This window comes from Bdellovibrio sp. HM001, assembly GCF_055397275.1.
The window spans coordinates 1,924,036-1,948,645 of sequence record NZ_AP029174.1 but is presented as its reverse complement, the minus strand read 5'-3'; the positions used below and the strand labels follow the sequence as shown (position 1 = coordinate 1,948,645).

The following is a 24,610-nucleotide window of genomic DNA, read 5'->3' as shown; positions in this document are numbered from 1 at the left end:
GATGGAAAGACAAGCCAAAGATGGGACTTTCTATAAGCAGGTAGGTGAGGATCAGTGGACTCCAGTCACTCGAACTGCAAAGAATGGCATCACCTATAAAAAGGTGGGCACTGATAGTTGGACTCCGCTTGAGTCGAAATCTCCAAAGAAAGAGAATCCTAGATCTGCTGAGGCGGCCCTTGAGGGGTTCGGTGAGGCAGCAACGCTTGGTTACCTAAACAACATCCAGGCGGCAGTTGAAAAACCATTGTTTGCGGCTTTGAATGCTGTAACTGGTAACGACGTTCAAGCTGATGACTATGTCACCGCTCGGGATTCGTACAACAAGCGCCAACAAAACCTTGCTAATGAGAATCCAGGTGCATTCGCTGCCGGCCAAGCGGCTGGCGCCATCGCCTCATCACTTCCGGTGGCAAGAGCAGCACAGGGAGCCACTATGCTTGCTCGCGCCGGTAATGCTGCAAAAGCTGGTGCAGCATATGGAGCTCTTCAGAATACAGGAGAGACTGAAGGTGAACTTGGCGACCTTGATCTTGCTGATCGAGCGCAAAATGCTGGCGTAGGTGCTTTGATGGGGGCTGGCGCTTCAGTCGGAACCGATGCTCTATTCAAAGGTGTCGCTAAAGCAGGACAAACAATTTCAAACACAAAAAACATCGTCGGCAAAAGGATCGGTCGGGCAGCAGAAAAGCTAGCTGAAAACTCAACAGGAGCCACCGCAGCGCAGTCAGAAAAGTTTCGCGATGGAGCTGGCCGAGAGCTCCTAGATCGAAAGTTGATTAAATTTGGCGATACCGCGGAGAATATTGCCGAGCGGGTTGGTCAAGCACAAAGCAAAGCCGGAAAGGCTATCGGAGATGCGCTTGATGAGCTTGATAAGCAGGGCGTGACTGCATCGGTCGATAATGTGGTGAAAAAGCTCGAAGCGACAATCGCCGATCTTGATAAGACTCCTGGCAATGAAAAGTTAATCAAACAGATTCAAGCGGAAATCGACAACCTTTACTCTCGCGGACAGTCAAACATCCAATTATCAACGGCCGAACAAGCTAAGAGAAACTTCCAGGGACGTACCAAGTGGAATAATCCCGATATGATCGATCAGCAAGCTTCGGCGCATCTTTCGGATGCATTTAAGCAAGAGGTTGAGAGATCTGCCCTAACCGCTAATAAAGGTCTTTCAGATGCATTCACAGAAGGAAAAGACACCTATGCTCTATTGAGCCCGATTCGGGAGGCAGCTGAGCGTCGTGCTGCTCAGCTCAACCAATCACCTATGGGCGGATTCTTAGACGTCGCGACAACCGCGGCGGGCGGAAGTGTTGCTGGAATGCCTGGAGCAATCGCTGCTGGTATGACTAGAAGAGCGGTGGCGCCTCGTATTTCTTCATCTGCCGCTGTAACTTTAGACAGCATTTCAAAACGACTTTTGCAGCAACCACAAATGGCGAGGCTTGCGCAGACTAATCCTCAAGCATTTCGCGCTGCGGTGTTCAGTATAGCCAATGAAGCTGGAGCGGGAGGATCTGCGACCGCGCTGCCTCGTGCAGCAGAAAACGAGCGCCCTAAAAAAGGCCCAGAAAAATGGGTCCTTGATGGAATCGACAAATTGAACCAGGCGGGCATTCCGGCTCAGGATCTTGAGGCTCTTCGCTCATCCAAGCAAGGCCGAGACCTTCTTATTGAAGCATCCGACGCGGCTCCCGGCTCCAAGCGCATGGAAAGCGTCCTGCGCAGGATCAGAACAGCAACAGCGCAAGGGGGCCAATAATGGCGGCAGCGATTCCCTTTATCCTTTCTCAGTGGCTTGATAACAACGGCAAACCCCTATCTGGCGGGAAGCTTTGGACCTACGAGGCCGGGACAAATACGCCGGCCGTATCCTTCACAGATTCCACAGGCCTGGTTCCGAACACCAATCCGGTGATTCTGGACTCCGCGGGCCGCGCCAATGTCTGGCTGGCCCCTGGATCTTACAAGCTCGTGATGATGAACAGCAAAGATGAGGTGCTATGGACTGTCGATAAGGTAAAACCTAACGACGGCGGCGGCGGCGGGATTGTTGATTCTGACTACATCTTTGAAGGTTATAGCGCCAGATTCTCTGAGCAATTCGGTCCGACTACGGGCCTCATGGACACCTTGGCAAAAATCATCAAGATCCAGTACGTGGCCCCGGCGATCACTCTGAGCGCATCTGGATCAGGCACGATTTACGAAAAAGGCGCCTCTGTCGCCAGCACCATTTTGAGTGCACTCGTAACCAAGCGATCCAATCCCATCGACAAGGTCCGTTTCTACCGTGGTGCGACTCTTTTGGACACCAAGACCGGAACAATCCCAAATGGTGGCACAGAGACGCACACTTATTCCACGGCATTCACAGACACCACGTCTTTCAGTGCCCAGGTCGATGATACTCAGATCGGTGACAACGGCCCAACGACAGTAACGTCAAACACGGTCAATTTCAATTTCGTCTATCCGTACTATGTTGGTGCCGGTGCTCCTGGTCTTTCGGCGGCCGCTGTATCAGGACTTACTAAGCAGGTGATTTCATCCACGGCGAGCAGGACGGAGACAATTGCGGCAACGGCGGGGCAAGTTCTTTATTTCGCATACCCGGCCAGCTACGGCGCTTTGACCAAGATCTTTGACGTGAACAACTTCGACACTTTCACAGACTGGACTTTGCGTACTGAAAACATCACTGGACTGGATGGAACATCTCAGTCTTATCGCATCTATGAGTTTAAAAACCCTGTTGTGGCTGGATCTTACCAGTACACCTTTGTGAGGTAACGCATGGCTATTGAATTAGCATCGAGCTTTAACAGAAATTCGGGCGTACCTCTAGATAGTAGGGAAGTGGTGGTGGACATCGCCGCCCGAGATGCTATCCCAGCGCTCGTTCGATATATTGGAATGAAGGTTACAGTCCTGGATGATGGGGCTGGCGAGCAAATGACTTACGAGCTTGCAGGAGGAACCGGAAACGACAAATGGCGAGAGTATGGCAGTGGCGGTTCTGGCTCTGGAATCCTGACCGTAGCAGACCAAACTGAGAGAAATGCGATCGCATCGGGGGACCGATATGACGGTTTGATCGTATATGTCCTCGCTGATCAAATGAACTATCAACTTCAGGGGGGGATTGCTAATACAAATTGGAAGGCAATCCCGATTCAGGTTGTGGCAGACGATACGGCAAGAGATGCCCTTCCTGCGATGATCGGCAGGCAGGTTTACAATGATTCTAAAAAGCGTGTGCAGATCCAAATGCACACCAATAACAGCAGTTGGTTCAACCAGGTCGTTCATCGTTCTGCTGTAATTAACAATCTTACAAGCGGCGGAACGATTGATTTGGTTCAATACGCCAACAGACAGACCTTCTTTGTGGAAGGAACCTCAGGTCCGGTCACTTTGGATGCAATTCCTTTCTTTGCGCCTGGTGTGACCCGCCAGGATGATCTGGAAGTCACATTGATTGGAACATCAAACTCAAAGCCGGTGACTATCCCGGCAAGCAATGCTGCCTCCGGGGTGGCTGGCTATGACGTAACTATTGGTCTCGGTCAGTCGGTCACGTATGGATACAGCGAAGCGCTGGGCATGCATTTCATTAAATCGGTTTCTAACTAAGGAGTGGTTATGAAGTTTTTATGGTTAATTCTAGCATTCATGGTTCATGGATGCGCATGCCCAGGGCTTGCGTGGAATCAAGCAAACAGTAAAGTTCTTCAAGTTGACCAAGGATCTGGTATCAGTTCAGTTCCGAATTACTGGAAGTCTGGAGATGCTGAAGTAACTCTGACAGGTGTGGCAGCTTATGCTGATGCTGTCAGTGCGAAGCCAGTTGACTGTGCTGGCGGTTCTCCGGCGATCACAGTTGCTCGAAGTGAAACAGCCCCAATGTACGACAAGCAATCTTGGCTAATCACTAAGCCAGTGGGTGACTTGAGAGGTCAGGGCGTAGCGTTTGAGTTCGACGTGGACAATGGTATTGCCGCTGTTGAAATGATGGACTTGATGTTTGAGTACATTGTCGGTTCCGGCACGTTTGATGCTGGATCTGATACGACAAATTCAGATTTGATGGTTTATCTATATGACGTGACTGCGGGTAAATTGATTGAGCCAAAGGGCGGCTCTAAGCTTTACACGAGTTCAACGACTGTGAAGGGTGACTATCGCGGCTGGTTCCAATCAACTTTGGGTTCCAAGAAATACCGCGTGTGCCTGCATCAAGCTACAACAGCTGCTTCTGCGTACACCTTGAAAGTTGACGCTGGGAAAGTGCAGAAGTCTAAGCATGTTACTGGGACGATTATTACTGAGTGGCAGAGTTATACGCCAACCATTACGTCTGGAGCAGGCACAATAGCAGCAACATTAAACGGTCGTTGGAGGAGAGTTGGTGACAGTGCTGAAGTTAAAAATGAATACATCTATACTTCTGGAACCGGAACTGGAGCTGGGTTTACGCTAAGCCTTCCAACTGGTCTAACAATAGATACTACAAAAATTTTTGCAAGTGCGGTACTTGGCTCTGGCTATTATTACAATCCGACAGTTGGATTTCTAAATACCGATACAAGGGCGTCTGGTAACTCCATCAATTTTACGAAAAATGCGGTCAATAACATCATTCTCGGCACTGATGCTGATGAAGCTGGCTCATCTATATCGGTAAGCTTAACAGTCCCAATTCAAGGCTGGTCCGCAGGCGCGAGGATGTCGGATGGATATGCTTTCAATCCGGCGACACTTGGGGTTTACAGAACTATATCTAACCAAACAGGTGTGAATCCTAATGTAAGTCGAGTGAAGATTCAGCTTAATGGCTTAGGAGTGAACAATCTAGATACTATAGGATGTTGGGATTACATAAATTTCAGATGTAATATTAAAACTTCTGGAGTTTATGATATTGGAGCAGCAGTAGCAGTTTCAGGAATAAATGTTCTTAATGTAGATTATGTACTTCAGCTTGTGGTTAATGGGTCAACATCTTATGCGCTGGATAGTGCGATTCCTCCAGCAGGCTCATTCTTCACGCTAAAGGGTCAAATCAATATTCCGCTAAATGCTGGCGATTACGTTGAACTTTATCTTTTTGGAAATGGTAATAATTCCACAAATACATTGACTATTACTACAGGAAACACAACCCGTTTGCTTATTTCAAAACAGATGGGTATCCCTATCATGTCCCCCACAGCCCTATGGGAAACTCACTATGCGGGAACTGCTGGCGATGCGATTGGTACTTCTGATTCTCTGATTAAGTTCACCACTAAGATTGAAGACACTTTTGGTTCTTATAATCCTTCTACGGGATTGTGGACTGCGAAGGGTCCGGCGACGTGTTCGTTTGCGGTGCGACTAGGAACTGCGTCTGTAAATCTTTCCACATCACAAAACTTCTTTGCGACTCTTTACAAGAATGGAAGCATCTACAGAGTCGGTAATGCACCTGTCGGAAATGGTGTAGCAAACACATATCAATCCATTGTTCCAGTAGTATCAGAAAAAGTTTCAACTGGAGATACATACTCGGTCTATGGAAGATCGGGAGTTGCTACAACTTCCACAACAGCAGAATCAGGTGCATACTTCACCGTATCTTGCAGGCAATAAGGAGAACCAATGACCGAACTCATCGCATTCTTCGGCATCATGAAAGCACTCGGATTCGACATGGCAAAGATCATGGAAATCATGGTCGTGTTCTTTATGGTCGTTTCGTTCTTCGGTCTGGTGGCATTCCTTTTCAGGAAGCCACTCTATAAGTTCTTCAAGGCAGTTTATACCGCCATGGAAGCGATGCCGAAGCTTGAGACGTCTGTGGTGAATCTCAACAGCACACTCCAAGAGCACATTGTCCAAACGGATCTGCGCATGGATGAGGGGGAGAAGAAATTCACCGAGATCAAATTGGAAATCAAAGAGATCAAAAACCATTTGAAGATTTAACAACAACAACAACCCAAGGAGGGTATATGAAGGAACTGGTAAAAAAAGAATTCGCGATCGGTGAGTATGGTAAAGCGGACGTTAAGCTTGATTCCATGCTTGTTATGGAAGCAAATGTTGGCGTGAAGGTTGATTTCGTTAAGGAACTTGAAATCCTTTCCGTTAAAACGAAAACTCCGATCGATGACAAGGTTGTCGCTGGCTTGAAGTCTTTCTTGGCGGCCGCAAATGCGGTGCTGGCCGAGCAGGCGGGGGCGTAATGGGAATGCGTGACGAGTTCGTCAAAGCCATTAAGCTTGCGTTCGTCACGGTTAACACGAGGGCCTTTATGGGGGCCCTCGTATCTAAGATGCCATTCATTGCAGCGTACCCGTGGCTTTATAGGCTGATCGAGCATCAGGTTAAAGACATCATGACCAAATCTGCTGATGAAACAGAGGTCGCGACATTCTTTAAATACATCGACGTTCGGACAAGCTCCCAAGGCGTTGAGTTTATGGAGGCAGCGGTTGATAACTGGCTGGCGCAGAATAATCCCGACATCCCTAAAGAAGAAAGGGCCCGCCGTGAAGAGATTCTTTTCTCAAAGTTCAAAGCTTTTGCTAAGTTTACTGCTTAGCGGATGTGCATCGATACAAGTCCCTGATATTCCTGTCTGCACAGAGATAAACCTCGAAAAAGGCCGATGCACCATGACCGTATCCGACAATGATATGGTGATCGACGAGCAGAATAAATACGATGGCAAAACATGGTGGGAGCTCCGGCCAACAATGGTCTATGTGCCATACCCGGCATGGGTGAAGATCAAGACCACGTTTATAAAGGTCTGCAAAAAGAAACTCATCCAGTGTGATGAAGCCATTTCAAGCTGGGATCGCAAGGCGGATGCGGTCGACCAGCAGAGCGAGGATAAGTTCAAACCTAATGTCCAACCATAGTTGGGGTTTCTGGATCAACGCATTTATAAAGCAGTGTTCTGTTGGTTACGGGTGTGAAGCCATTGGCGCTGCCCATGTATGCCTGGGTTCCATCGCTTGATACCGGAGCAAAGTGCTGACCGGTCTCAGCGCATTTCTTAGAAGCCTCAGTCTGACAGTCAATATAAGAGCGGGCAAGGCCGTTGCAGCTCACTTCATACATCTTTTGACCGTTCACTATGTGCTCTTTTGTGGTCATGCAGGCAGAAAGAGACAGGGATGCGATAATTAGAATGGTGATGTTTTTCATACCAAATAAATCGGAACTCAGAAAACAAACTTTAGTTAAGCTTTTTTGACCGGCTTGAAGAAATCTTGAGTATCGCACTTAAGAACTTTGGCAAGAGTGCGAAGCTTTGAGGGGGAAGGCCAGTGTCGACCTGTTTTGTAGCCGTATTCTAGTGCCTGGGCGTATCTGACGGATGTTCCCATTGCTTCCGCAAAATCTTCCTGGGTGAAGCCCCGCTTTTTTCGTAATGTCGTGAGATTTTGGCAGAATAGCTTATGGATGTCCGTCATGATGGACATTGTCTATCGGCTTAACACACATTATTACGAACCTTAGAGGTACGTGAACCTTTGATCATGTCTTAATCAAAATATCTTGTTTGTCGTAAAGATTCTGTTTAGACAAGCCGAAAGTATTGCTGAGCGGTAAGGGGAATGTATGCAGAGGAAGCTGTCTCAGATTAAGGCGATGATCCTTGTGGCAGTTCTGGAGCTGGAGAAACTCGAGTTGTCATCGGTGGCGACGCCGAGAAAGAAGCGGGAGCGCAAGCCCCCACATGTTGAATTGAAGTTGATCCAGGGAGGGAAGGGATGATTACTTTTTGCTGGAGGCAGGCTTTCGAGAGTTTTTATTTGAAACAGAGGTAATAATCCGGCAGTTATCATCTTCTAAGATAGTATCAGGAATAACGTCAAATCCTCTTGGTGCCGCTTGGTATCCGACCGTTTCCCCACTCTCGTAGGTAATAAAAAGCTGCCCACTTTGTTTCCAGATATCAAGAATTTCGGAAACCTTTGCTGATTGGCAAGTGTGATAAGTGTAAACAGCGCGATATTTTTCACCATATGGCGCGATGTTTCCAGAAAGTTTTGCGAAGCGGATTCCTTTCGAGTCGTTAAAAGATTTTGATATTTTAAATTCAATGTCACCATTTTCCGCTATAGTGACTAGGTCGAAAGTTAGTAATGTTCTTTCTGGTGCAGATGTGTCTCTATACCATGATCCTTTAATCTCCTCATAGCGCAACGTCACCTTGGGTTGAGACTCAGTCGTTTTGGATTCGTTGGGTGAGCATGACGCTGTTAACAGTAGGAGTGCTGCTACAATTTTATTCATAGCCCATATATCGGACTAATCACAAAATACTTTACTTCGCGGCAGAGCTCTTTGCGGACTTTGATAGCGTGATCAGATTTTCGGCGGATGCCTTCAGGGTTTCCAGATCTTCCTGGGACATACTCTTAAGTAGGTCTTGGATTTCTAGGATGAGGGTGGAGCGGTCACTAGATCGGTCTGTTTCTGGCGCGTCTGGGTCCATAATAGAAGCCTCTGAGACGCCTAGGGCCTTCGCCAATGCTTTGAGATTTTTACCGCGAGGAAAGCGCTTGCCCGTTTCCCACATGGTGATTGCCGGAGCAGTAACACCCGCTAACGCTCCGAGGTCTTTTTGTGACAAACCACGGGCTTCGCGGAGCTGAATAATGCGTCTTGAGATGTGCGGCAATTCGTCTTTTTTAGTCATTTCAACCACTTAGTTTACACGATCTGAAAAAAATACAAACAACACAATATGTTACTTTATCTATTTACAAACAGTAACAATATGTTATTATGCATGCATGAACGAAACGTTTGACGGTAAGAAAATCAAGAGTGTGATCAAGGCAAAGAAGCTGAAAGTGAAAGACTTGGCGGAAGCAATAGGAGTCACACCGAACACGTTGAGTTCGGCACTGAATGGAAATCGAGCGCTTGGAAGGTCAGCTCGGAAGTTCCTTTTCAGGGAATTGGAAATTGAAGCATCTTCCACCGTTGGCGCGGATGAGAAGAAGGCTTCCTGATCTCACAGAAGCTCCAGTTGGCGCTGGGTCTTCGATGAGAACATGGTGTTCTTAAAAAGGTGTTAGGTTCCGTCCGTTGCGATGTTGGAGAGTGGACGTTGTCCGGCTCGCCTCAAGGCAGTTTGCGGTTGCTGAACGTTCTCTCTGATTCTGCCTTTCGGGGCTCGCGTGAGAGACTATCTATTGAATTACTTGAGTTGCGAACCTCAAGCCAAGCAGTTGATAGGAGTGTTGAGCGAATTACGTGCTCGACGTTCGGTTTTTCCTAACTTACCCGGCTACTGCCTGCGAAGAGTTTCGCACCTCTAAGCGCTTTGGATCGGGTTATTCAAAATGTGTGTCAAGATATACCTCCTGGTAAAGGGAGCATGAACTCACGTTGAATGTCTGCCTTTTAAAAGAACACCGAATTTTACGCATCAAATAAAAATGAGTTTGTAACTTTTTCGCCCAGAAGTGGGCGACTGGCATTGTTTTGCCTGAAGGGTGCGAGATGAAAACACACACGATTTCTGACAACGAAGTCCAAATGCTTCGAGACATCCAGGTCTCTTTCGTCTTGAACGGCGGCATGGTCGTGATTGTCCAGGTGGAAATCTATTCGGACTTCACCGGCTTCTATGAGATGGCGGATCTGGCGAAGTTTTCAGAAAGCGCGAAAAATAGATTAGAGCGCATCTGCGCTGATTGGTTTAATTCGCAGAGTTTTAAGCGTGAATACAATAACGATGACTCAATAGCCTAACTAAAAAGGAGCGTGGCAATGGGACTTTTAAAAGTGGCACAAAACAATACGGCATACATGAAAGCTGGAATTATGGGTTTCGCTGGTTCTGGAAAGACGTTTACAGCGAAGGAAATTGCAATCGGACTTGCAAAGCTATCTAAAGGCGGTCAGATCGCCTTTTTCGATACAGAGAAGGGATCCGACTTCGTTAAGAAGGATATTGAAACCGCTGGGCTTCAGCTTTTAGTACACAAGGGCAGATCATTCGCCGACTTGATGGCCGTAATTAAAGAGGTCGAGCAGGCTAAAATCCCTGTACTTATTATCGACTCCATCTCGCACGTTTGGCGTGACCTTTGTGATTCATACGCCAAAAAGTACAACAAAAAGTCCCTGACCATGTACGACTGGGGAATTTTAAAAGGACAGTGGAAGCAATACACTGACGCTTATATCAACTCTCCAATCCATATCCTGATGTTAGGTCGTGCTGGTTACGACTATGATACGCAAACCAATGAGGATACTGGCAAGCAGGAGATGATCAAATCCGGCACCAAAATGAAGGTCGAGGGTGAGACTGGTTTTGAGCCGGATATTCTGATCGAAATGGAGCGCGTAGAAACCAAAGATGGAATTATCAATCGTGCTTGGATTATGAAAGATAGAACGAACACAATGAACGGTAAATCTTTCGACCGTCCAAACTTCAAGACTTTTAAGCCCTTCTTGGATTTCCTAAATATCGGCGGAGAGCATAAGGGTATCGACACTGACCGCGACTCTTCTGAGATTTTTGGGGACCGCGACTGGTCTTACGAAGAAAAGCGTCGCCGCAGAGATATTGCGATTGAATCTATCGAGGAAGCATTAACCCTGGGAGGAATGTCCGGGACATCGGCAGAGGCAAAATCAAACAGAACAAATATGTTGATTAAAGTTTTTGGAACATCAACAAAAACTGGAATTGAGCACATGGAATTATTAAAGCTCGAAGAGGGAGTTCAGGAGCTTCGTTATGAACTCGGTATCGATAAGCGCGAGCAACATCCACCAAAACTGGATGCTAACGAGGCAGTAAGCTAGTAGCCACGCTCGAAAGAGCCGAGGCCCCTGCGTTAGTGGGGCACCTTTTAGGAGGACACATGAGTATCTGGTCAACGCCTGTAATTCGTGGAATTGATTGCGGATCGCACTGCAAAGAGTGCGGAGAGGTGATCACCGATAACCCCGACGGCGAGGAAGCTATTTGTGAAGACTGCGCTGAAGAAAGCTCAGTTATTGCTTAATTTTTAACGGGCAAGCGGGCCTAATCCCTCATGGTGAGCGGATTGATTGACAGGAAGCGCAGCCCAAAACATTGCTCGGTCCCCCGAGAAAGGCCCTTTACCCTTAGATGAGCCAATCAGAAAAGGGAGTTTGAAGCGAGTCTATTTGTAATGGCATGGGCAGATATGTCCGGGTGTTCGATCCCCCCAAGTAGACTCACTTGAAACTAGCGGGCCTCCCTTCGGGGGAACCAATTAAAATAAGTAAAAACTTACGGGTAGCGCGGTTTCATGTTTTTGAATGTTGTTTTGAGTGGAGTGATCTTGTGGCTCGCGGTAACTCGTAGGGGCCTAAACCTGAGCGCACAGGGCAAGATCATTCCCCTGAAAACCACACAAGCGGGCCTAAGCGAAAGCTTGAACAAATTAAAACGAGTAAATCTAACGGGGTAGCGCGGTGTTGGGAGTTTTGGAGGGAATATGGAAATAGTAAGAATGTGCGCCGAGTTCGTCGGGATCTATTTGATCACATGCGGTCCGATCATCGCTTTGGTTTGCCGTATGTTTACAATCAACCCTCCAGACCATGATGACCAGAAGAATGCAGCGTGAGGGAATATGTCTACTAAGTTGAGCTACATCAAATTGACAGAGGTTATTGAGATCACCGGCTGCTCTGAAAGGCACATCCGCGAAGAAATCAAACGCGGGAACCTGCGAGCATATAAGCCAGGGAAAGAGCTTTTGTTTAAGCGTGAAGATGTCGAGAAGTGGATCACTAAAAAGGTGGCCTAAATGTCTACGAAGATCCCTCTCGTCAAAGTCGGCGGGAAGCAGAACCATAACCTTTACAAAAGGCTCAACGTCTTTTGGATTCGCTTTTATCGCGCCGGCAAGGGGCGGATTGAGGAGTCCCTGAAAACCGAGATCCTGACAGATGCCAGGATTGCTCGAGATAAGCGAATTGCTGAGTTTCTCGGAGAAAAGGTCCGCTTTTCCGGGAAAGGCATCCTCGTTGAGGATAAATTCCCAGAATTCCTGGAACTGAAAAAATCCAAGGCTGAGGGAACATTCGAAGCCAACGAAAGGTCATGGCGGATCCATCTTAAGCCAGCATTTGGGCATATGCTAATCCAGGACGTAACCGAGACCTCTTGGATGATGTGGGTGATACAGGCGAGATCCGAAAGCCCCGGGCGAAAGTTTTTCAATGAACGTAAGACGCTTCAGAACTTTCTAAACTGGCTTTCTACTGAAGGCTCAATTCCGCGACGTCCAATTCTTGAAGATGTGGATCCGGAGATTAATGCGGGAAAAATCTACTCTCCAGCGGAGATTCAATCATTACTCAAAAATGCAAAGGGTCCGATGGACCTTCAAATCCGCATGGGCGTTGAAATGATGATGCGTCATGGTGAAATATGGTCACTTGAGTGGTCCCAGATTGATCTTGAGAGGCGGCTCATTCATTTGCCTGCCGAGAAAACCAAAATACGCAGGTCCAGAACCTTTGCTATTTCGCCGGCCGTTTTTGAGCGCCTACAGGCTCTTGAAAAAGAAAAGTCCAGCTCATGGGTTTTCCCATCAGAATCCGATTTAACGAAGCCAGCGGGGCGATCATCGAGCAATAATCATTGGGTTAAGACCAAGAGGGCCGCCAAGATTTCAGGGCGCTTTCACGACCTAAGACACACTGGGTTAACAAATGCCTTTAAAAATGCCGTGAATCCGGCTCTTATTTGTGATTTTGCCGGCCTATCTTTGGATGAGGCTCAGAAAACATACCTACACTTCACGCCCGAAGATACCCGAGTTGTGGCATCTTTGTTCAAAATTGAGGAGTGACCACATGGCGGTAAAATTGGGGTATTTCGCAAAAACACACTACTCTCTTCATTCGAGAAATGAAGAAATCGCCGCACGCTACCGAGGCTTGCGCGCGAACACGACGCGATGCTACTTTCAGTGCATGTCATTTAAATACTTCCCACTCTACGAAAAACAAAAAGATACAACTCAATACAAAAAAATCTCTTCTGACCACGTGCGCGTGGAAAAGATGGGAGACCGTGAAATTCTGGTGGTCGAGCCGGAAGCTCTGGAATTGTTAGCCCAGGAAGCGCTGAGCGACGTGTCCCATCTGCTGCGCCCCAAACATCTGGAGAAGTTGGAAAAAATTCTACAGGACCCTGAAGCGTCGCCCAATGATCGCTTCGTCGCGGTGGATTTGCTTCGCAATGCCGTGATCGCCGCACAAATGGAATTCCCTTCCTGTCAGGATACGGGAACCGCGATTGTGGTTGGGAAAAAAGGCGAGCGCGTCTTTACCGGTGTTGATGACAAGGAGTTCCTGTCCAAGGGAATTTACAACACTTATCAAAAAAGAAACCTGCGTTTCTCGCAAATGGCCCCGATAACTTTCTTTGAAGAAAAAAACACGGGCAGCAATCTTCCGGCGCAGATCGACATCTACTCGGAGCAGGGTGATGAATACAACTTCCTGTTCCTGGCGAAGGGTGGGGGCAGTGCCAACAAATCTTATCTGTATCAGAAGACCAAGGCCGTGCTGAATCCTGAAGGATTTGAAAAGTTCGTTCGCGAAACTTTGAATTCCCTGGGTACTGCTGCGTGTCCTCCGTACCATCTGGCATTCTGTGTTGGCGGAACCTCGGCGGAAGAGACCTTGAAAATTGTGAAATATGCCTCAGCGGGATATCTGGATGGTTTGCCGACGTCCGGAAACGAAGGGGGACGTGCCTATCGTGATCTTGAAATGGAAAAACAAGTCGAGCAATGGGCGCGTGAGACGGGCATTGGCGCCCAGTTTGGTGGCAAGTACTTTGTGCACGATGTGCGTGTGATTCGTCTTCCGCGACACGGCGCCAGCTGCCCGATTGGTGTGGGGGTCAGCTGTTCTGCGGACCGCAACATCAAAGGCAAGATCACTCGCGAGGGTATTTTCCTGGAGCAGTTGGAGCTTCATCCTGAGCAGTATTTGCCCAATCACCTCAAGGATGCCGGGGCGGAAGCCATTGAAATTGATTTGAACAAGCCGATGGCCGAGACCTTGAAGATTCTTTCTGCCCAGAAAGTGGCAACCCGCGTGATGTTAAACGGTCCCATGATCGTCGCACGTGATATTGCGCATGCGAAGCTGAAAGAAAAAGTCGATCGCGGAGAAGGGGTGCCGGAATACTTTAAGCAATATGCGGTTTATTATGCTGGTCCAGCAAAGACACCAAAGGGTTATGCGTCAGGCTCTTTCGGTCCGACAACCAGTGAACGTATGGACCCTTACGTGGGAACCTTCCAAAGTTTGGGGGCGTCGATGATCATGCTTGGTAAGGGAAACCGCAGCCCTCAGGTGACTGAAGCCTGCAAGCAATACGGTGGATTCTATCTGGGATCTATTGGTGGTCCTGCGGCTCGTTTGGGTAAGGAATGCATTACCAAGGTGGAGGTTTTGGACTTCCCGGAACTAGGCATGGAATCAGTGTGGAAGATCGAAGTGAAAGACTTCCCGGCCTTTATTATTGTGGATGATAAAGGAAATGATTTCTTCAAATCAGTTATTCGCAAATTGTAGAAACAAAAAAGCCTCTCAGAAATGAGAGGCTTTTTGCTGTTGCCGTTTTGATCCTGCTTACAGGTCCTTCATCAGCAAGGGTGAGATTCCCACGAAAAGATTCATGATCACCGGTCCAATGATAAGTCCGGGAAGCCCCATCATGATGATCGCTCCGACCACGCAGGTGAATCCGATGACAGGAGAGATCTTTTGTTCGCCTCCCACCATGAAGGGTTTTAATATGTTGTCGATGCTTCCCGCGATAGTGGCAACAATGAAAAGCCCGATTGCGGATCCGGTACGGTCACCGATAAAGGCCAGAAGACTTAGCAGGTAGCCCACCGGGGCGGCGCCAATCACCGGAATGAAAGAAACAAAGAAGGTGACAGTGACGACCAGCCAGAAATCGCCTTCGCCAAAAATCAGACTTCCCAATCCAATCACGCAGGCCTGAATCAGTCCGATGACCAAGGTTGAAAACAGCGTCACGGAACAGCTTTTTTTGCAGATTTCAATCAGTGGTTCTGTTGCTCCCGGCTTGAGCGGGGTGAATTTCAAAGTCAGCTCCCGGATCTCCGCGGCTTTCATTAAAAGTACCATCAGTGCGATGATAAAGACAAAGCTCATCAGCAGGATGGCAGGAAGCTGCCCCAGCAGGTCCGTGGAATGCTGTAACAACCCGCTGCCGACTTTTTGCAGAATGCTTTCCATGACGTCGCGAGCGGGTCCGGCCAGGTCTGTTCCGGTCCAATCGGATAACTTTTGCAGGCCGTTCAGGGTGTAGTCTTTAAGATTGTGAACCTGCGCCACGATTTTATCGGTTTCAATGTTCTGAGGTTTGTTGATGTAGACAATGATGCGATAGATGGCCAAAGCCAGGGGAACCCAAAGCAGCAACAATCCCGCGAACAAAGTCAGCAGAGTCCAGGTTTTGCGACCCCAGCGTTTTTTGCTGAGTTTTTCAATAAAATCATTCAGTCCCAAGGCAAAGATGCCGGCAAGCACCAGCGGCGTCAGGAACGGAAAATTGATAAAGGCAAAAGCAGCGGTCAGTAGCACGAGCAGAATCAGATTCACCCATTGGTTTTTTGTAAAAGAAGTCATAGCTGGTTATACCTTTTTGATAAACAAATCCTGAGCTCCGCGGATGCGCTCGCTGTAAATCCCTTGCGGGGATCTTTTGCCGGCACTGATGATCATTGTGACGGATGCTTCTGAGGGCAGATTCAAAAGATCTTTGACGCGAACTTCATCGAAGCCCTCCATAGGGCAACTGTCAAATCCTGCGGCTCTGAAAGCCAGCATCAGATTCTCACAGGCTAGAGCCGTGGTCTTGGTCGCCCAAAGAAGATTTCCGGATCGACCAAAGGGGCCGCGGGGCATCACTCTGAAAAGGCCCAGAATCGCGACCACTAGAGATTTAAACGGAGCCAGAATATGCAAAGGACCGTTGCCATACACGAATGGCACAAGTTTGTTGTAATATGCATGGACACTTTTAGGGGTGTCCGGGCGGTTTGCAAAGTATTGCTGATTGATGTGCTGGCCGCGTTGCCACAGATCCGGTCGGGCCACGCAGGCGATTAAAGTCGGCGCGGTTCTGGCGGCTGGCTGATTCAGGCAGAAGGCTTTAAGTTTCTTAATCTTGTCTTCAGAGCGCACCCAATAGAATTCCCAAGGCTGCAGGTTTGAGGAGTTCGGGGCCAACAAGGCTAAGCGCAAACACTCCTGGACGATCTCATCTGGAATGGGCTCTTGCGTGTAGTGACGGACCGAGCGTCGGCTTTCGACGACCTTTTTAAATTCATCAAAGTTACATTCGATGGCAGGTTCTGAGTGCATTACGTTAGGGATGCCGTTAAAAATATTCTTGTCTGACATAAGTTTTAGTTTTGAACCTCACACTGCATGCGTGCATCTGTTCGGCAGTTGACCCAGGTGCCGTCATGCTGAGGCGGCAGATAACTTGGCGAGCAGAATGTGTTTGTAAAGAGCGTGTAGGTCAACGAGCGGCCACGATGGGTCATCTCACAAGCCCAGCGAGCGTCACGTTCAGCATCGCTCTCGGATCTTCTTTTGATGTCATTAAAACAAAAACTACCGCTGTTGGCATTGCAATAAGAGTTCACGGAACCATGGCCATTGACGGTGATAGTTCTTGTCATCGCAAAAGACTGCGACATAAATAAAGTCAGTGAAAGCACAATCAGTTGTTTCATAGAGAAGCCTCCGCCTCTCAATCAACGCACAGTTTAGAGGGGGAGGCAATATGTTTCAGGCCTGTGTCAGGAACTGTACGCCCAGCTCTTGGGATTGTTCGGCCTCATTCCATTTTGACCATCGGACTTGCCCTTCCACAGAGACATATTCGCCCTGTTTGTTCTGGTAGGTGAGGTTGATAAAGTCCTTCTTCGCATAAAACGGAGCCTTAATTTTAAGGCAAGAGCCGTTCAGCGAGATGTTTTCAAAAGCCCCCCCTAGAATGGGTTGAAAGCCGCGATTTTCCACGCCCAAAGGCAGCATGGAGGGACTCAGCATGGCGCGTGTATCCTGGGTTTCTCGTTTGTCCTGACGCAATTCCAGTTGGCGTCCTTCCAGATAGGCATGAATGTCCTTGGGCAGGTTGTTTTCCTCGGTTTTCCACAGAACGACAAAGTCATTGTTGTGTTTCAGGCGAATTTTCATATTGCTGGAAAGCTCATTCACAACAAAAAAGATCTTTACGTTCTGGATGCTTTTTTGAAGAAAGCTGTATAGGTCAAAGTGACGCACTTCTAAAAAAGGCAGGAAGACCACGACAATTTTATCCCCTTCATCACCGCTTAATGCGGAACGCAGATCGTATGGATTTTCAATCAGTGCGCAGCTGAGTGTCGGATCTTTTTTTAGTGCTGTGGGAATGCGACTCTGACCCGTGATAAAGACTTGTGTATTCATGCGAAAGCCCCCTTTTGTTTTTGCTTTCCCGACTGTAAAGCAAGCATTCTGCCAGCTCAGAAATGAATTAAAGGGCTCTGGCGCTGAAAGTCCCTGAACAGGTGTCTAGAGATTTCTAACAGTGTTAGGTTGAAGCTCTCATTTTGAGACTCGGCGGCCCACGACAGCGCTCGTTCTGGCCATTACAAAATCGGAGATGAGTTTGCCAAGATGAAATTTGGCTCTTGAGTCCTGGTGAACTCATAATCATCGTTATGGATTTAAATCAGATCATGTTTTTGTTCATCTTGGCCGGTGCTTTGTATCTCTTTATCAGTGAAAAGCTGAGCGTGGATTTGATTGGGATTTTGATCATCCTGGCGCTTGCCATCACCCGTGTTCTGGATCCTAAAGAGGCCTTTTCCGGTTTTGCCAGTGAGCCCGCCCTGATTGTGGCGGCGGTGTTTGTCCTGTCATCAGGTCTTACCGCCACGGGACTGACAGATGCCATCGGCAACGCTGTGGGAAAATTTGCTGGCAGAAATCAATGGCTGGCCAATCTGGTGATCATGGTGACGGTGGCGGGCCTTTCGGCCTTCACTCACCACCTGATGGTAACGGCGATGATGCTTCCGATTGTGATGCGAATGTGCCGTGAACACAATATGCCGTCATCCAGGCTGTTGATTCCGATGGCGACGGCGGCCTCTTTGGGGACCACAATGACATTGATCGGTGCTCCGGCTTTTTTGCTGGCAAACAACGTTCTTAAGCGTTCCGGCGAGCCGGGTTTGCGTCTTTTCGAGGTCACTCCTCTGGGTTCTGTGCTGGTTGGGGTGGGAGTTGTTTTTATTTTGTTAATGCTCTGGGTTCTTCCCAAGACGTCCGGACGCGATCGGCAAGACGACAAATTCAGAATTGATGAAGTCTTTACCGAGCTGATTGTCACTGAAAAATCCCAATGGCTGGGCATGGGGCTTGCTCAGTTTCAGAAGGAGAATGTCAAACGTTTTGAGATTGTGGGTGTCAAGCGCTACGGAAAACGTATTTCCACTTTGGATTCTGATTTTGTTTTGCAAGAGCAGGACATTATTTTGGTCAAGACGTCGCCAGACGAACTTTTATCTGTGGATGAGAAAACAGGATTGGCTCTTAGGACCGTAAAGAAATACGGCGAAGAGGTGCAAAGTGGGGACCCAGCGAAGAAAACCGAAGAGCCCATGATTGTGCAAGGTCTTATTTCTCCTCAGTCGCCCTTCGTTGGTAAAACCATCGGAGAGGTTGATTTTCTTCGCACCTTAGGTGTCCTGGTGATTGCGCTATGGCGAAAGGATGGTTGGATCTATCATGAAATCTCTCAGGTGCGCCTGAAAGAGGGGGATCTGATTATCTTATGGGGGTATGAAGATCAACTGGACGAGATTCATCAGAGCAGCGATTTTCTTTTACTGTTTCCCATGCAGGTTCGACCGAAGAAGAGAAACAAAGCCCCTCTTGCGGGCGTTATTATGCTGGTCTCGGTGATTATGGCAGCAACAGAAATTCTTCCGCCGCATATTTCTTTTTTAACAGGGGCTGTGATGATGGTTCTTACGAAGTGTGTGTCCTTGCGAAATGCCTATGAATCCATCGAAGTGAAAATATTCGTGATGATCGCAGGGGTGATTCCTCTGGGGCTGGCTATGGAAAACACGGGTTTGGCGGGGATCTTTGCAAAAAATCTGTCGGGCATGATTTCTCACTGGGATCCTTGGGTGATCATGCTGACGTTCTTTGTTGCCGCGGGATTGTTGACTCAGATCCTGTCGGACTCTGCCACCACGGTTCTGATTGCACCTATTGCGGTGGCCTTTGCTAAGGCGGCCAATGTCTCGCCGACGGCGGCGGTGGCGTGTGTGACCGTCGGAGCCGTTGCATCTTTTCTGACTCCGATCGGTCATCATGGGAATTTATTGATTCTGGGGCCGGGGAATTACCGCTTTGTGGATTTCCTGAAAATCGGTCTTCCCCTGACAGCCGTTATTGCCATTGTCACCAGTTTTATGTCCCTGCGTCTGTGGAACTAAGCGGAGGCGGGGGCAGCTGTTGGGGCTGATCCCAGCGTGGCAGATCCACTCCAAGGGTGATCTTTAGAACTTCGTTGACGTCTTCCACAAAATGGAAGCGCAGGTCTTTGCGAATGTCTTCCGGAATTTCTTTCAGATCCTTTTCATTTCTTCGGCACAGTAGAACTTCCTGCACGCCCGCTCGATGTGCGGCAATAACCTTTTCTTTGATTCCACCCACAGGCATGACACTGCCACGCAGTGAGATTTCACCGGTCATTGCCAGCTTTGGATCCACGGGTTTGTTCAGTAACAAGGAAGCAATTGAAGTCAGCATGGTCACGCCGGCGGAGGGCCCATCTTTCGGGATGGCTCCGGCAGGGACGTGCACGTGAATGTCCTTTTTACTGAAGTCCAAGAGTGGATTCAGGATTGGCAGGCGCGATTTCAGAAGACTCAAGGCGATCTTTGCAGATTCCTGCATCACCTCACCCAGTTGGCCGGTCAGCAGCAATTGACCTTGGCCCGGCATCTGTGCGGATTCGATGAACAGGATATCGCCACCCACTGGAGTCCAGGCAAGACCCGTCACCACTCCTGGTGGCAACAGACTGCCGATCATATCCGCTGAGAATCTTTCTGCCCCGAAAATTTCTTCCAGGTCTTTTTCTTCCACCATAAGTGGAAGAGCAGCGGCCTGGACAATTTTAAGGCTCATGTGTTTGCAGATCGTGGCGATCTTTCTTTGCAGATCACGCACTCCGGCCTCGCGGGTGTAATGGGTTAGAAGTTTTGTCAGGGCCTCGTCTGTGATACGCAGTTGACCTTCGCTCAACCCGTGTTCAACAAGCTGCTTTGGCCACAGGTGGTTGCGAGCGATTTGGCGCTTTTCATCAATTGTGTAACCGCTCAGATCAATCACCTCCATACGGTCCAGAAGCGGCAGGGGAATGCCTTCCAAAGAGTTGGCCGTGGCGATAAAGAAGACCTTCGACAGATCAAATGGTGTGTCCAGATAGTGATCTTGGAAGCTGTTGTTTTGTTCAGGGTCCAGGACCTCCAGCATGGCGCTGGCAGGATCACCGCCGAATCCGCGTGTGAGCTTGTCGATCTCATCCAGGATGAAGACGGGATCATTTTCTCCAGCCTTTTTAATGGCCGATATGATTCGTCCCGGAAGCGCGCCAATATAGGTGCGGCGGTGACCGCGGATTTCCGCATCATCACGCACGCCCCCCAAGGCGACGCGAACGTATTTTTTGCCCAAGGCTCGAGCAATACTTTTACCCAGAGAGGTTTTGCCTACGCCCGGAGGGCCAATGAAAAGCAGAATGGAACCTTGATGGGACTTTCGCAGTTTCATAACCGCCAGGTGTTGCAGGATTCTTTTTTTGATCTTATCCAGGCCATAGTGATCTTCATTGAGTATGCGCTCCGCCGCTTCAAGGTCAATTTCCTGCTGCGCCGAAGACTGATTCCAAGGCAAAGAAGTCATAAGCTCCAGATGAGTGCGAATCATCTGATATTCCGGAGACGCGGAATTGGAAGTTTCCAAGCGCTTCAACTGATTGCGCGCCAGATCCATTGCTTCCTGTGGCATTCCGGACTTATCAATTTTCTCCTTGAACTTCGCGAAAAGGTCTTCGCCTTCGTTGTCGCCAAGTTCTTCGCGAATCACGCGCATTTGTTCGCGCAAGATGCTTTCCTTCTGATTTTGCTGGAAGCTTTCCTGAAGTTTGTCGCGGATGCCACGCTGAATTTTCAGACGCTCTTTGAGTTCCTGAAGGCGATCCAGAAGCTTCAAGGCACGATCTTTCAACGAAGTGATTTCCAGGACCTCTTGTTTGTCCGTAAGACTGATATCCGCATAGGCTGCACACATATTGACAAGTGTCGAAAGATCTTCAATTTCAGCAATCATCTCACGGATTTGTCTTGTGTTTCCGGGTAATAAATCCAACAGATCATCGCTGAGTTGACGCAAACTTGCCAAGAGGGCTTCCTCGGTTTTTTTATCCAGTCGACTGGTGTCCTCCAAAGCCTCAGTTTGAACTTGCAGATGTCCGTCGCTTTCCTGGCTTTGCACAACTCGCACACGTTGGTGAGCTTTTACAAAAATATTATAACTTCCGTCGGCATCCATGCGGAAAGATTCCACTTTTGCCAGGGTTCCCACTTGATAAAGGTCTTCAATGCCACTGACGGAAGCGTTGGGATCTTTTTGTGTTAAAAGAATCACCCAATGGTTGTCGCGCAGAGCTTTTTGAAGCGCAGAAATACTTTTTTCTCGTCCAATCCGTAAAGGCATACTTATGTCGGGAAACAACACAGAATTCTTCAGAGGGATCACCGGGACGAAGCCAGATACGTAAGACACATCTACCTCATTTCCACCCGAATTAAAGGGGCTATCGAAAACATGGTGTCGATCTGAGATTCGTCAAGTCAGGTGGACGCCATATTCCTTTACACTACATGATGCGACTGTCTTTTTCCTGCGGTTCGTTGATGTTAATTCGCAAAACTTTGGGGTCCGGAATAGTGGTGAAGATAATTAATGGACTCATGTTTAATCATGGCAGTTCCTGTTGATTTGCGTTGGCCGATTTTGGCAGCTCGATGGTGATCTCGGTGAAGAAGCCCTCTTCGCTGGAGATGCTCAAGGTGCCCCTGTTTTTTTCGATAATCTGCTTGGCGATCCAAAGTCCCAAACCGGTTCCTTCCCCGGCGGGTTTGGTTGTGTAAAACTCATCGCAGACCTTGGAAAGATGTTTCCGGGCGATGCCAGTTCCGTTGTCGCGCACTATAATACGACAGAATTCAGATTCTTGTGTCAGGGAGACCTGTATTTCAGGTGTGTAGGGTGTGCCGATCCTTCGCATTTTTTCGGTCATTGCATAGAGGGCGTTATCAATTATATTTATAAGAACGCGTTCAATCCCCGGAACATCCCAAAGACAGGCTTTAATGGCCGGAGATATGGCAATGTGTTTCTGCAAACGGGAGCGCAGCTCGGTATTGGTGATAGAGCGAAGGTGGATGTCCACAGCTTGTTCAAGCACTGCAGAAAGATCAACCCACTCGGCTTTTTGGTTGGGCTCTTGGCGTGCTTGTTTGAGCATATTGGTGATGATGTCATTGGCGCGCAAACTGTGCTGCTGAATCATGGTAGCGACTTTTTTGTATGAATCGTTGTCCAGATCCTCTGTTTGCAGAATTTCCGCCGCATTGATTATGATGTTCAGAGGATTCTTTAATTCATGAGCAATGCCAAGAGTGATGCGCCCGATGGTGGCCAGCTTTTCCTGAGAAATAAGTTGTTTTTGCGTTTGCTGGAGTGAGGCAAACGCTTGTTGTAATTCTCTTGTTCTTTCCTGAACCAATTGTTCCAGCTTTTCTTTTATGCGCAGTTGGGACTCTTCCACCGCCAGGCGCCGATACTCCGCTCCAATGCGTGCCGCAAAAAACTCCACCACTGAGGAAAGCATGATCGGATTTTTGAACGGCTTTTCATCCATGATCACCAAAAGACCAATCAGGCCCCCGTCGGTGTGCAGAAAGGGGGCCCCGATGTAAGATTCGATGCTCATTTCCCTCAACATCTTGTCAGATGGAAAAGTCAGTTGGACTTCAGAGTTGTAGTGTTTCACGCGTGTTCCGCAGATCACTTCGTTGCAAGGGCTTTCGGCCAGGTCATAGATGACATTTGGAACAAATTTGTCCGCTGCCCACAGATAGTCCGTCTGGATGCGTTTTCGTTCCGGCTCCAGCGCGTGGCCTACCATAACACACTTTACGTTCAGGGCCGTTGCCAGCCGATGAACAAGCTCTTGGATATAGGCCTTTCCTGAAAGCAACTGGTCGACATTGTAGATGTCTTTGATAAGTTCCAGTGATCGCATCGTATCTACTTCCATACGTTGCCTCCAGCATCTTCATCTTATCATCGTCGCTAACGAAAGATCACTTAGAGGTCTGGTAGTGTTAAAAGTCACCTAAGGGTCCAGCTTATTCAGAGTCAGTTTTTAAACGCATCCACCAGTGCAATGTCGCGGGTCATGCCTCCGAAGGGGCCGACATAAACGGTCTCTTCCAGCCATTTGGTTTCATGAGGAACTTCGTCCTTAAAAATGATCTTGTGCCAGAAGCGATTGACGCTGTCCCAATTGTAGCCGCGAGTCTTTAGGTGATCCTTGGATTCAAACGGAGCCGCTGTCGCAATCACCTGGGTCATTAAACGACGGGCGTTGGTGATAAGCTCCAGCAAATAGGGTTTGTTGGTTTTTTCTTCTTCCAGACTGAGCAGATAAAGCAGGGCATCCACGTCATTGATGGCACGATGTGAATCGGTGAAGAAACCGTGATAGATATTCAGAAGCTCAAGTTTGGTGCTGGAAAAGCCTTTGGCAGCCCAGTCGATTTGTTTGTAAGAGCAAGCCCAGACTTTTTCTGTCGAGATTTTCGATTTGCGGTCAATGAACGGACGGTCGAATTTCGCGTTGTGAGCAATGATCAGCTGACATTCGCCTAAAATTTTATCCACCTCGGCCCAGTCGATCTGTTTCCCGGCCACCATTTCATCAGTGATGCCGGTTAGGTCCTGAATTTCTGCGGAGATGGGGCGACCCGGGTCCTGAAAGCTGGAATAAGACTTGGTCACAGCCAGGACTTCGCCAGAGTTTTTGTTGAAGATGAATTGGCGGATGCCGATCTCGATGATCTGATCTTCTGTCTGATTGAGGCCCGTGGTTTCCACATCCAAAATGGCGCCGAAGCGGACGATATCAGCGTTGTCGCGAACCCAGGTGGTGGTGGCATAGGCGGGGGTGTTGAGTTTGCAGTCTTCCAAGCGGCGAAGGGTGACTGTTTTTCCGTCTTCTGATTTGCCAATCCAGCGAAATGCCATCGTGAGAGCTCCTTAAATTTTCGTTCGCCATCTTAGAAAGCCGGACAAGGCAACGTCAATGCGCGGCGCTTTGCGCTGGGCTGAGGCCTTGGATGCATCCTCTTGATTTGACTTATAAATTTTAAGTTGTAGGCTTAAGTTATTATTCCCA

The 24,610-nt window shown here is 48.4% G+C and carries 28 protein-coding genes; 17 read left to right on the top strand and 11 right to left on the bottom strand.

Translation table 11 applies throughout. The features are described 5' to 3' along the window. Nucleotide 1: 1 nt before the first annotated feature. From ACZ5ZZ_RS09375 to ACZ5ZZ_RS09340, 8 genes are all read left to right on the top strand, one after another. Nucleotides 2–1,771: a hypothetical protein gene (locus ACZ5ZZ_RS09375; RefSeq protein WP_464139066.1), complete on the top strand. Its 1,770-nt coding sequence runs from the start codon at nt 2–4 to the stop codon at nt 1,769–1,771. Continuing rightward, nucleotides 1,771–2,802 (top strand): hypothetical protein, encoded by a 1,032-nt coding sequence (locus tag ACZ5ZZ_RS09370; protein ID WP_464139064.1) that lies wholly within the window; start codon nt 1,771–1,773, stop codon nt 2,800–2,802. Before ACZ5ZZ_RS09375 ends, ACZ5ZZ_RS09370 begins: the two co-directional genes overlap by 1 nt. Nucleotides 2,803–2,925: 123 nt before the next feature. Beyond that, nucleotides 2,926–3,645 carry a hypothetical protein gene (locus ACZ5ZZ_RS09365; RefSeq protein ID WP_464139063.1) on the top strand — a complete coding sequence of 240 codons (720 nt, stop codon included), beginning with the start codon at nt 2,926–2,928 and terminating at the stop codon, nt 3,643–3,645. Between the two features lie 9 nt (nt 3,646–3,654). Further along, complete coding sequence (locus ACZ5ZZ_RS09360) at nt 3,655–5,643, top strand: hypothetical protein (protein ID WP_464139062.1); 1,989 nt, start codon at nt 3,655–3,657, stop codon at nt 5,641–5,643. A 9-nt stretch (nt 5,644–5,652) separates the two neighbouring features. Further along, entirely contained in the window at nt 5,653–5,979 is a 327-nt protein-coding gene (locus tag ACZ5ZZ_RS09355) for a hypothetical protein (RefSeq protein WP_464139061.1), read from the top strand. A 26-nt stretch (nt 5,980–6,005) separates the two neighbouring features. Next, nucleotides 6,006–6,239 (top strand): hypothetical protein, encoded by a 234-nt coding sequence (locus ACZ5ZZ_RS09350; RefSeq protein WP_464139059.1) that lies wholly within the window; start codon nt 6,006–6,008, stop codon nt 6,237–6,239. Further along, nucleotides 6,239–6,598 carry a hypothetical protein gene (locus tag ACZ5ZZ_RS09345; protein WP_464139058.1) on the top strand — a complete coding sequence of 120 codons (360 nt, stop codon included), beginning with the start codon at nt 6,239–6,241 and terminating at the stop codon, nt 6,596–6,598. The genes ACZ5ZZ_RS09350 and ACZ5ZZ_RS09345 overlap by 1 nt, the downstream gene beginning before the upstream one ends. 73 nt (nt 6,599–6,671) lie before the next feature. Continuing rightward, nucleotides 6,672–6,920: a hypothetical protein gene (locus ACZ5ZZ_RS09340; protein ID WP_464139057.1), complete on the top strand. Its 249-nt coding sequence runs from the start codon at nt 6,672–6,674 to the stop codon at nt 6,918–6,920. On the opposite strand, the gene ACZ5ZZ_RS09335 is transcribed toward ACZ5ZZ_RS09340, so the two are convergent. From ACZ5ZZ_RS09335 to ACZ5ZZ_RS09320, 4 genes are all read right to left on the bottom strand, one after another. Further along, entirely contained in the window at nt 6,904–7,209 is a 306-nt protein-coding gene (locus ACZ5ZZ_RS09335; protein ID WP_464139054.1) for a hypothetical protein, read from the bottom strand. The two genes, ACZ5ZZ_RS09340 and ACZ5ZZ_RS09335, sit on opposite strands and share 17 nt — an antisense overlap. A 35-nt stretch (nt 7,210–7,244) precedes the next feature. Further along, nucleotides 7,245–7,478, bottom strand: a complete 234-nt coding sequence (locus ACZ5ZZ_RS09330) for a helix-turn-helix domain-containing protein (protein WP_464139053.1) — start codon at nt 7,476–7,478, stop codon at nt 7,245–7,247. A 304-nt stretch (nt 7,479–7,782) separates the two neighbouring features. Continuing rightward, nucleotides 7,783–8,304: a hypothetical protein gene (locus tag ACZ5ZZ_RS09325; protein ID WP_464139052.1), complete on the bottom strand. Its 522-nt coding sequence runs from the start codon at nt 8,302–8,304 to the stop codon at nt 7,783–7,785. Between the two features lie 31 nt (nt 8,305–8,335). Next, nucleotides 8,336–8,710 (bottom strand): helix-turn-helix domain-containing protein, encoded by a 375-nt coding sequence (locus ACZ5ZZ_RS09320; RefSeq protein ID WP_464139051.1) that lies wholly within the window; start codon nt 8,708–8,710, stop codon nt 8,336–8,338. Between the two features lie 97 nt (nt 8,711–8,807). Here ACZ5ZZ_RS09320 and ACZ5ZZ_RS09315 point away from each other — a divergent pair, with 97 nt between their 5' ends. The 8 genes from ACZ5ZZ_RS09315 (at nt 8,808) to ACZ5ZZ_RS09280 (ending at nt 14,610) form a co-directional block, all read left to right on the top strand. Next, nucleotides 8,808–9,029 (top strand): helix-turn-helix domain-containing protein, encoded by a 222-nt coding sequence (locus ACZ5ZZ_RS09315; RefSeq protein WP_464139049.1) that lies wholly within the window; start codon nt 8,808–8,810, stop codon nt 9,027–9,029. A gap of 493 nt (nt 9,030–9,522) precedes the next feature. Next, a complete protein-coding gene (locus ACZ5ZZ_RS09310; protein ID WP_464139047.1) occupies nt 9,523–9,774 on the top strand; it encodes a hypothetical protein in 252 nt (83 codons plus the stop codon). A gap of 18 nt (nt 9,775–9,792) precedes the next feature. After that, nucleotides 9,793–10,842 carry an AAA family ATPase gene (locus ACZ5ZZ_RS09305; RefSeq protein WP_464139046.1) on the top strand — a complete coding sequence of 350 codons (1,050 nt, stop codon included), beginning with the start codon at nt 9,793–9,795 and terminating at the stop codon, nt 10,840–10,842. A gap of 59 nt (nt 10,843–10,901) precedes the next feature. Continuing rightward, nucleotides 10,902–11,045: a hypothetical protein gene (locus tag ACZ5ZZ_RS09300; protein WP_464139044.1), complete on the top strand. Its 144-nt coding sequence runs from the start codon at nt 10,902–10,904 to the stop codon at nt 11,043–11,045. A 459-nt stretch (nt 11,046–11,504) separates the two neighbouring features. After that, nucleotides 11,505–11,636, top strand: a complete 132-nt coding sequence (locus ACZ5ZZ_RS09295) for a hypothetical protein (RefSeq protein ID WP_464139043.1) — start codon at nt 11,505–11,507, stop codon at nt 11,634–11,636. Between the two features lie 6 nt (nt 11,637–11,642). Beyond that, on the top strand, nt 11,643–11,819 hold the full coding sequence (locus tag ACZ5ZZ_RS09290; RefSeq protein WP_464139042.1) for a helix-turn-helix domain-containing protein: 177 nt from the start codon (nt 11,643–11,645) through the stop codon (nt 11,817–11,819). Further along, nucleotides 11,820–12,869 (top strand): tyrosine-type recombinase/integrase, encoded by a 1,050-nt coding sequence (locus ACZ5ZZ_RS09285; RefSeq protein ID WP_464139040.1) that lies wholly within the window; start codon nt 11,820–11,822, stop codon nt 12,867–12,869. Between the two features lie 124 nt (nt 12,870–12,993). Further along, nucleotides 12,994–14,610, top strand: a complete 1,617-nt coding sequence (locus ACZ5ZZ_RS09280) for a fumarate hydratase (RefSeq protein WP_464142381.1) — start codon at nt 12,994–12,996, stop codon at nt 14,608–14,610. A gap of 57 nt (nt 14,611–14,667) precedes the next feature. Here ACZ5ZZ_RS09280 and ACZ5ZZ_RS09275 read toward each other — a convergent pair whose 3' ends face one another. Genes ACZ5ZZ_RS09275 through ACZ5ZZ_RS09260 form a run of 4 tightly spaced genes read right to left on the bottom strand, consistent with a single transcriptional unit; the run spans nt 14,668 to nt 17,529 of the window. Then, on the bottom strand, nt 14,668–15,696 hold the full coding sequence (locus ACZ5ZZ_RS09275) for an AI-2E family transporter (RefSeq protein WP_464116967.1): 1,029 nt from the start codon (nt 15,694–15,696) through the stop codon (nt 14,668–14,670). 6 nt (nt 15,697–15,702) lie between these two features. Then, nucleotides 15,703–16,473, bottom strand: a complete 771-nt coding sequence (locus ACZ5ZZ_RS09270) for a nitroreductase family protein (protein WP_464116966.1) — start codon at nt 16,471–16,473, stop codon at nt 15,703–15,705. Nucleotides 16,474–16,478: 5 nt separating this feature from the next. After that, nucleotides 16,479–16,811, bottom strand: a complete 333-nt coding sequence (locus ACZ5ZZ_RS09265) for a hypothetical protein (protein WP_464116965.1) — start codon at nt 16,809–16,811, stop codon at nt 16,479–16,481. Between the two features lie 55 nt (nt 16,812–16,866). Then, nucleotides 16,867–17,529: a PilZ domain-containing protein gene (locus ACZ5ZZ_RS09260; RefSeq protein WP_464116964.1), complete on the bottom strand. Its 663-nt coding sequence runs from the start codon at nt 17,527–17,529 to the stop codon at nt 16,867–16,869. 254 nt (nt 17,530–17,783) lie between these two features. Here ACZ5ZZ_RS09260 and ACZ5ZZ_RS09255 point away from each other — a divergent pair, with 254 nt between their 5' ends. Continuing rightward, nucleotides 17,784–19,574 (top strand): SLC13 family permease, encoded by a 1,791-nt coding sequence (locus tag ACZ5ZZ_RS09255; protein WP_464130793.1) that lies wholly within the window; start codon nt 17,784–17,786, stop codon nt 19,572–19,574. On the opposite strand, the gene lon is transcribed toward ACZ5ZZ_RS09255, so the two are convergent. From lon to ACZ5ZZ_RS09240, 3 genes are all read right to left on the bottom strand, one after another. Then, entirely contained in the window at nt 19,549–21,930 is a 2,382-nt protein-coding gene (gene lon, locus ACZ5ZZ_RS09250) for an endopeptidase La (protein ID WP_464139039.1), read from the bottom strand. The genes ACZ5ZZ_RS09255 and lon overlap by 26 nt on opposite strands. A 196-nt stretch (nt 21,931–22,126) precedes the next feature. Then, the gene (locus tag ACZ5ZZ_RS09245; protein ID WP_464139038.1) at nt 22,127–23,470 is read right to left on the bottom strand and encodes a sensor histidine kinase; all 1,344 of its coding nucleotides are present in this window, start codon (nt 23,468–23,470) and stop codon (nt 22,127–22,129) included. Between the two features lie 101 nt (nt 23,471–23,571). Next, complete coding sequence (locus ACZ5ZZ_RS09240; RefSeq protein WP_464130788.1) at nt 23,572–24,459, bottom strand: 3'-5' exonuclease; 888 nt, start codon at nt 24,457–24,459, stop codon at nt 23,572–23,574. Nucleotides 24,460–24,610: the final 151 nt, after the last annotated feature.

What these genes read in the sequence shown, in the direction of transcription:
- ACZ5ZZ_RS09300 (WP_464139044.1), top strand. Translation starts at nt 10,902, where the DNA reads ATGAGTATCTGGTCAACGCCTGTAATTCGTGGAATTGATTGCGGATCG.
- ACZ5ZZ_RS09370 (WP_464139064.1), top strand. Translation starts at nt 1,771, where the DNA reads ATGGCGGCAGCGATTCCCTTTATCCTTTCTCAGTGGCTTGATAACAAC.
- ACZ5ZZ_RS09305 (WP_464139046.1), top strand. Translation starts at nt 9,793, where the DNA reads ATGGGACTTTTAAAAGTGGCACAAAACAATACGGCATACATGAAAGCT.
- ACZ5ZZ_RS09270 (WP_464116966.1), bottom strand. Translation starts at nt 16,473, where the DNA reads ATGTCAGACAAGAATATTTTTAACGGCATCCCTAACGTAATGCACTCA.
- ACZ5ZZ_RS09285 (WP_464139040.1), top strand. Translation starts at nt 11,820, where the DNA reads ATGTCTACGAAGATCCCTCTCGTCAAAGTCGGCGGGAAGCAGAACCAT.
- ACZ5ZZ_RS09245 (WP_464139038.1), bottom strand. Translation starts at nt 23,470, where the DNA reads ATGGAAGTAGATACGATGCGATCACTGGAACTTATCAAAGACATCTAC.
- ACZ5ZZ_RS09325 (WP_464139052.1), bottom strand. Translation starts at nt 8,304, where the DNA reads ATGAATAAAATTGTAGCAGCACTCCTACTGTTAACAGCGTCATGCTCA.
- ACZ5ZZ_RS09375 (WP_464139066.1), top strand. Translation starts at nt 2, where the DNA reads ATGGAAAGACAAGCCAAAGATGGGACTTTCTATAAGCAGGTAGGTGAG.
- ACZ5ZZ_RS09275 (WP_464116967.1), bottom strand. Translation starts at nt 15,696, where the DNA reads ATGACTTCTTTTACAAAAAACCAATGGGTGAATCTGATTCTGCTCGTG.
- ACZ5ZZ_RS09290 (WP_464139042.1), top strand. Translation starts at nt 11,643, where the DNA reads ATGTCTACTAAGTTGAGCTACATCAAATTGACAGAGGTTATTGAGATC.
- ACZ5ZZ_RS09330 (WP_464139053.1), bottom strand. Translation starts at nt 7,478, where the DNA reads ATGACGGACATCCATAAGCTATTCTGCCAAAATCTCACGACATTACGA.
- ACZ5ZZ_RS09365 (WP_464139063.1), top strand. Translation starts at nt 2,926, where the DNA reads ATGAAGGTTACAGTCCTGGATGATGGGGCTGGCGAGCAAATGACTTAC.
- ACZ5ZZ_RS09340 (WP_464139057.1), top strand. Translation starts at nt 6,672, where the DNA reads ATGACCGTATCCGACAATGATATGGTGATCGACGAGCAGAATAAATAC.
- ACZ5ZZ_RS09350 (WP_464139059.1), top strand. Translation starts at nt 6,006, where the DNA reads ATGAAGGAACTGGTAAAAAAAGAATTCGCGATCGGTGAGTATGGTAAA.
- ACZ5ZZ_RS09360 (WP_464139062.1), top strand. Translation starts at nt 3,655, where the DNA reads ATGAAGTTTTTATGGTTAATTCTAGCATTCATGGTTCATGGATGCGCA.
- ACZ5ZZ_RS09265 (WP_464116965.1), bottom strand. Translation starts at nt 16,811, where the DNA reads ATGAAACAACTGATTGTGCTTTCACTGACTTTATTTATGTCGCAGTCT.
- ACZ5ZZ_RS09255 (WP_464130793.1), top strand. Translation starts at nt 17,784, where the DNA reads ATGGATTTAAATCAGATCATGTTTTTGTTCATCTTGGCCGGTGCTTTG.
- ACZ5ZZ_RS09345 (WP_464139058.1), top strand. Translation starts at nt 6,239, where the DNA reads ATGGGAATGCGTGACGAGTTCGTCAAAGCCATTAAGCTTGCGTTCGTC.
- ACZ5ZZ_RS09260 (WP_464116964.1), bottom strand. Translation starts at nt 17,529, where the DNA reads ATGAATACACAAGTCTTTATCACGGGTCAGAGTCGCATTCCCACAGCA.
- ACZ5ZZ_RS09315 (WP_464139049.1), top strand. Translation starts at nt 8,808, where the DNA reads ATGAACGAAACGTTTGACGGTAAGAAAATCAAGAGTGTGATCAAGGCA.
- ACZ5ZZ_RS09280 (WP_464142381.1), top strand. Translation starts at nt 12,994, where the DNA reads ATGTCATTTAAATACTTCCCACTCTACGAAAAACAAAAAGATACAACT.
- ACZ5ZZ_RS09310 (WP_464139047.1), top strand. Translation starts at nt 9,523, where the DNA reads ATGAAAACACACACGATTTCTGACAACGAAGTCCAAATGCTTCGAGAC.
- ACZ5ZZ_RS09240 (WP_464130788.1), bottom strand. Translation starts at nt 24,459, where the DNA reads ATGGCATTTCGCTGGATTGGCAAATCAGAAGACGGAAAAACAGTCACC.
- ACZ5ZZ_RS09320 (WP_464139051.1), bottom strand. Translation starts at nt 8,710, where the DNA reads ATGACTAAAAAAGACGAATTGCCGCACATCTCAAGACGCATTATTCAG.
- ACZ5ZZ_RS09335 (WP_464139054.1), bottom strand. Translation starts at nt 7,209, where the DNA reads ATGAAAAACATCACCATTCTAATTATCGCATCCCTGTCTCTTTCTGCC.
- ACZ5ZZ_RS09295 (WP_464139043.1), top strand. Translation starts at nt 11,505, where the DNA reads ATGGAAATAGTAAGAATGTGCGCCGAGTTCGTCGGGATCTATTTGATC.
- ACZ5ZZ_RS09355 (WP_464139061.1), top strand. Translation starts at nt 5,653, where the DNA reads ATGACCGAACTCATCGCATTCTTCGGCATCATGAAAGCACTCGGATTC.